A 5,904-nucleotide genomic window follows, 5' to 3' on the forward strand; every position below is an offset into this window, starting at 1 on the left:
CCAGCCCGCTCAGAGATGTGTATAAGAGACAGCGGCGACCCTGGCGGAGCGGTCGGCGGCGGCGCGGTGGCGCAGGACGGCCTCGGCGGCCTGCCAGGCGGCGTGCAGGGTGCGGGCCTCGACCAGCTCCTTGCGGCCGGCGGCGGCGCTCTTCTCTGCGGCGGTCAGGGCCAGCGAGGCGTGCCGGTAGGCGAGTTCGGCGGCGATCAGGGAACGGCGGCCCCGAGTGGACTCGGTTTCGGTGACGGTGTGGGCGGCATCGGTGACCCGTTCGGCCAGCTCGGCGGTGCGGCCGCGCTCCTCGGCGGCGCGGGCGGTCAGGCGGCGGGCCAGGGTGCGGGTGCGGCGTTCGGCGCCGGCGTGGATGTCGCGGGTGCGGGCCCGGGTGCCGGTGGCCTCGACGATTCGGCCGAGCAGGTCGACGGAGCCCGCGGTGAAGTCGCGTTCGGCGGTCAGCTCGGCGCGGCGGCCCAGCTTGTTGCCGAAGCCGCTGACCAGGTCGGCGAGTCCGTCGGTGTCGCGGGTGTCGGTGACGGCGCGGAGCAGGAGGTCGGTGAAGTCGGAGTCCTTCTTCACCGCGAAGAGCCCGGCGGCCTCGCCCTCGTCGGAGTTCATCTCGCGCTGGTAGCGGAAGAGTTCGGGGTCGAGGCCGAGGTCGCCGAGGTGTTCGTTCCAGCGGTCGTGGATCTCTTCCCAGTGCACGTCGAGATGCTGGTAGAACTTGCCCGCGTCCATCAGCGCGTCGCGGAAGCCCTTCATCGTGCGCCGCCTGCCGCGTGCGCCGGAGACGCCTTCGGCGGGGCGGCCCACGACGGAGGACTCGGCGACGGGCAGGCTGTCCAGGCTGAGTCCGGGGCCGGGGCGGAACGAATACCAGGCCTCGGCGAACTTGCGGGGGTCGTTGGAGACCTGCCGGCCGCGCCACTCGCTGACCTTGCCGACGACGACGCACTCACCGGTGAGGGTGTGCTGCCATTCCAGGGCGACGTGCCCGCAGTCGTCGGCGAGGAGGAACTTGCGCAGGACGCCGGAGCTGGCGCCACCGAGCGTGTTGCGGTGGCCGGGGAGCATCACCGAGAAGATCAGCTTGAGCAGGACGGACTTGCCGCCGCCGTTCTCCAGGAAGAGCACGCCGGCGGGGGCCGGGCGGCGGGGCGGGCCGACCGGCTCGTCCTCGAAGAACTCCGCCTGGGCGGGGGCGGGGCTGGGAACGGGTGCGCCGACGCCGCGCAGGTCGAGGACGGTGTCGGCGTAGCGCGCACCGGCAGGCCCGATGGAGTAGAGGCGGACCCGGGACAACTCGTACATGGCGGCGGACTCTCGTCGTTCGGTGAGCGGCAGGTGCGGGGCGGGCGGGCTGGTCGGGAACGGCCGGTCGGGCCGGACCAGGTCAGGAGTGGAGTGGAGTCGGGTCAGGAGTGGAAGGGCAGGCCCGCGTCGGCGGCCAGCTCCATGCTGTCGGGGTCGGGCGGCGGCAGCAGGGTGGCGGAGCCGTCGGTGACGGGGACGACGCCGAGCTCCAGCAGTTCGGCCATGGCGGCGCTGCCCGCCAGGTCCCGGACCTGGAGCTGATAGCGGGCGGTGGTGCGGTAGGCGCCGCCCGCGTCGTCGCCGGTGCGCTGGAGGAAGCCGGAGTCGGTGAGGAAGGCGACGGCCTTGCCGATGATGCCGGTGGTGGAGCCGGCGAGTCGGCGGGCGTCCTTGGTCGCGCCGGTGGCGCTGCGGCGGGCGTAGATCCGCCAGCCGGCCTCGAGCCCGGGGGCGTCGCTGGCCGGGTCGGTGTTGTCGCCCTGTTCCTCGGCGCGCTCCTCCAGTCGCCGGCAGGCCTGGCGGACGAAGGCGTCGACGCCGTTGACCGTGATGCGGCCGATGTACGCGTCGTCGGCGAGGTCCTCGGGGCGGGGGAAGGCCATGGCGGCGACGGCGAGGTGGGCGAGGCCGTGCAGGAAGCGGTCGGCGGCGTCGGAGGATGCGCGGCGGGCGTAGTCGCCCATGCGGACGGCGAAGACGGAGTCCTCGCCCGCGGTCACGGCCATCCCGGCACGCGGGGAGACCTCCAGGACGATGAGGCCGAGGCCGGTGGCGACGGCGTCGGCGAGCCGGGCGAAGGCGCTCTCCTCGCGGTAGCGCCGCAGCAGGTCGGCGTATTCGGCGTCGCGGGCCGGCAGCAGCTTGGGCTGGAGCCCGAAGGAGACCAGGCGGGCGGCGTCGGCGGCGTCGGCCGGAGTGACGGGCGTCTGTCCGGCGGGCTCGGCGGCGCCTCCCGGATGCGCGGAGTCGCCCGCGTACGGGGTGGAGGACCCGGCGTACGCGGAGGGCTCGGCCCACGCGTCGGGGTGCTCGGCGTCGTGGTCGCTCACGGCTGGGACTCCTCGGTACGGAAAACGTGCGGGTGCGGAAGAAGGGCGGGCCCGGGTGCGACGGACGGCGCGGGACGGTTCACGACGGAGGCGGCGAGGCTGTTCACAACGGAGGTCGCCGGGCCGGTCACGACGGAGGCCGCGGGGCCGGTCACGAGGCCTCCTTGCGGTCGGCGGCCATGCCGACGGCGTCCAGCAGGGCGGTGCCCACGATCAGGTCGGCGCCGCCGAACTCCGGGTCGTCCAGCTCCGCCCCGTCGTCCACGGCGAACAGCAGGCGTCGTTCTCCCTGGCGATAGGCGGTGCCGACCGGCGGGCTGGCGGCGTGGACGGCGAGCAGGGCGACCAGGTACGGCAGATCGGTGTCTCCGGTACGGCGGGCCTCGGCGAGCAGTCCGGAGAGCCGGCGCGGGGCGTCGTGCTCCAGGTCGAGCAGGGTCATGGCGCGGGCGAGCTGCTCCTCGCTGAACCGGCTGTCGTCGGGAGTGGCGATGAGGTCGGGCTCGGGCATCTCCGCGCCCAGGTGCTCGCGCTCCAGCGGCGGGGTGAGCAGCAGGTCGACCAGGTCCCCCACCCGTACGGAGGTGGGGGTGCGCAGTCCGGTGCCGTGGGCGAAGAAGGCGTCGGTGGCCCGGGTGGACTGTTCGACGGGGAGGGGCAGGAGCGGGGCGAGGAGCTGCCCGTACAGGTCGAGGCCCGCGTGGCCGGCGGGCGGGGCGAACGCCTGCCGGTCCTGCTCCGCGCGGAAGAGGGGGCCGGCTTCCAGGAGCCGGGACTGGAGCTGGGTGTGGCGGCGGATGCAGTCCTTGACGATGTCGACGAGCTCGGCGGCCCGGCGCCGGTGCTCGGGGTCCTCGGCCTCGTCGCGTGCCTTGCGGATGTTGGTGAGGATGGCGTTCTCGTGGCGGTAGCGGTCGGCCACGTGGTCCAGGGCCTCGGCGATCATGTCCGGGACGGTGTGGAGCCAGTCGACGGCGCGGACGTTGCGCCGGGTGGCCTCCAGGGTCCGGCGCAGGGTCTCGGCGTACTGCACGGTGCGGTAGCGGGCCTGTTCGGCGGCGAGCTGGGCGTCGGCGAGGCGGCCCCGGCTGATGAGGACCTCCAGCTTGACCTCGGCGGCGATCTGGGCGCTGGTGACATCGGTGTCCAGCGCGCCGACCAGGACGTTGACCGCTTCGTCGGTGGCGCGGAGGTAGACCGTGCCACCGTAGCCCGGGACCTCCTCGATGAGCTTGAAGTCGTAGTCCCGGCGGACGTAGACCCCGTCGGGGCCGAACGTGCCGTAGACCGCGCGGAAGCCGCGGTCGACACTGCCGACGTTGATCAGGTTCTCCAGGACCCAGCGGGCGACCCGTTCGTGCTCGGCGACGGGGCGGCCGGGGGCCTGGGCGGCGACCCGGGGCAGCAGTCTGGCCACTATCTGGTCGTGGTCGGCTCCGGTGTCGAAGTCCATGTTGAGCGTGACGTGGTCGATGGCGGCGAGGGCGACCTCCGCCATGGCGTACACCGTGTACTCGCCGGCCAGATTCGCCTTGCGGACGTCGAGGTCGTGCAGCGGCGCCGTGCACGCGAGCGCGCGCAGCCGCCGCGAGAGCCCCTCGTCGGCGGCGGGGCCCGGGGCAGGCCGCGGCCCCGCGCTGAGCTGCGGCGAGGCGTTGTCCGGGTAGGCAGGCGAAGTCACGTGGGACAGATTAGGTCCTCGCACCGACAACGGTCGAAACGGCGTTTATGCGACCGGTCCCGTGCCAGGGTCAGGTCTCTGCGGGTCCGTAGCCTCCGCCGCCCGGCGTGCGCACCACCAGGACGTCACCGGCGTCCAGTTCGGCGGTGTCGCGGCCCTCCAGCGGGACCACTTCGCCCCCGGCCCGCTCGATGTACTGCTCCCCGAGCGCCCCCGGCTCCCCGCCGCCCGCTCCGTACGGCGGGACGCGGCGGTGCCCGGAGAGCAGCGCGATCGTGACGGGCTCCAGGAAGCGGATGCGCCGCTCGACGCCGTCGCCGCCGTGCCACCGCCCCGCTCCCCCGCTGCCGTCCCGGACGGCGAAGCCCTCCAGCAGGGCGGGCAGCCGCCACTCCAGGATCTCGGGGTCGGTGAGCCGCGAGTTGGTCATATGGGTCTGGACGGCGTCGGCTCCGTCGAAGCCGTTCCCCGCTCCGGATCCGCTGGCGATCGTCTCGTAATACTGGACGTGGTCGTTGCCGAAGGTGAGGTTGTTCATGGTGCCGGAGCCCTCGGCCTGGCCGCCGATCGCTCCGTACAGGGCTCCGGTGACCGCCTGGGAGGTCTCCACATTGCCCGCGACGGTCGCCGCCGGGTAGCCGGGGTCGAGCATGGACCCGGGCGGAATCGTCACCTCCAGGGGCTTGAGGCAACCGCTGTTGAGCGGGATGTCCTCCCCGACGAGGGTGCGGAAGACGTAGAGGACGGCGGCCATGACGACGGACCGGGGTGCGTTGGCGTTGCCGGGCTGCTGGGGCGAGGTTCCGGTGAAGTCGAGGTGGGCGCCGCGGGCCTCGCGGTCCACGGTCAGCCGCACCTGGATCAGGGCCCCGCTGTCGGTCTCGTAGCGGCAGTGGCCGTCGTGCAGTCCGGCGACGATGCGGCGTACGGACTCCTCGGCGTTGTCCTGGACGTGGCCCATGTAGGCGTCCACGACGTCGGCGCCGAACTGGTCGGTCACACGCCGCAGTTCGGCGATGCCCTTCTCGTTGGCGGCGATCTGGGCGCGCAGGTCGGCGAGGTTGGTGTCCGGGTCGCGGGAGGGGTACGGGGCGGAGGTGAGCAGGTCGCGGGTCTCGTCCTCGCGCAGCCGGCCGTCGCGGACGAGCGGCCAGTTGTCGAAGAGCACGCCCTCCTCGTGGATCGTCCGGCTGAAGGCGGGCATGGAGCCGGGGGTGATGCCGCCGATCTCGGCGTGGTGCCCGCGCGAGGCCACCAGGAAGCGCAGGCGGCCCGGCTCTCCTGCCTCGCCCGCGTCGAACACGGGGGTCACCACGGTGACATCGGGCAGGTGGGTGCCGCCGTGGTAGGGGTCGTTGACGGCGTACACGTCGCCGGGGCGCAGCCTCCCCTCGTTGCGCCGCAGGACCTCCTTGATCGACTCGCCCATCGAGCCGAGGTGCACCGGGATGTGCGGGGCGTTGGCGATCAGGTTGCCCCCGGCGTCGAACAGGGCGCAGGAGAAGTCGAGACGCTCCTTGATGTTGACCGAGTGGGCGGTGTTCTCCAGGCGGACGCCCATCTGCTCGGCGATCGACATGAAGAGGTTGTTGAAGACCTCCAGCATCACCGGGTCCACCCGGGTGCCGACGGCGGTGCGTTCGGGCCGGGGGCGGCTGCGGGTGAGGACGAGGTGCCCGGCCGGACCGGCTTCGGCCGCCCAGCCGGGGTCGACGACGGTGGTGGCGTCGTCCTCGGCGACGACGGCGGGCCCGGTGACGGTGTCGGCGGGGCGCAGGTCCGTCCGTCGGTACAGCGGGGCGCGCTGCCACCGTCCCTCGGCGTGCAGGTGCACGGTGTCGGCCCTGTCTCTTATACACATCT

The 5,904-nt window shown here is 73.3% G+C and carries 4 protein-coding genes and 1 pseudogene; all 5 read right to left on the reverse strand.

Annotated features, from left to right (window positions below; all coding sequences use genetic code 11):
- Positions 1-30 precede the first annotated feature (30 nt).
- Positions 31-1,308: pseudogene (locus tag CR470_RS35005) on the reverse strand (hypothetical protein); the annotation flags it as partial.
- Between the two features lie 104 nt (positions 1,309-1,412).
- Positions 1,413-2,360 (reverse strand): hypothetical protein, encoded by a 948-nt coding sequence (locus tag CR470_RS35010; RefSeq protein ID WP_097871504.1) that lies wholly within the window; start codon positions 2,358-2,360, stop codon positions 1,413-1,415.
- Positions 2,357-2,515, reverse strand: a complete 159-nt coding sequence (locus CR470_RS39920; RefSeq protein ID WP_179892478.1) for a hypothetical protein — start codon at positions 2,513-2,515, stop codon at positions 2,357-2,359. The genes CR470_RS35010 and CR470_RS39920 overlap by 4 nt, the downstream gene beginning before the upstream one ends.
- Entirely contained in the window at positions 2,512-4,041 is a 1,530-nt protein-coding gene (locus tag CR470_RS35015; protein WP_097871506.1) for a hypothetical protein, read from the reverse strand. The genes CR470_RS39920 and CR470_RS35015 overlap by 4 nt, the downstream gene beginning before the upstream one ends.
- Before the next feature lie 70 nt (positions 4,042-4,111).
- Positions 4,112-5,904: hydantoinase B/oxoprolinase family protein (locus CR470_RS35020; RefSeq protein WP_179892479.1), on the reverse strand; the 1,793-nt coding region annotated here is incomplete at its 5' end.

Origin of the sequence: Streptomyces sp. rh34 (assembly GCF_002551245.1) — a bacterium.
Taxonomy (GTDB): Bacteria; Actinomycetota; Actinomycetes; order Streptomycetales; family Streptomycetaceae; genus Streptomyces.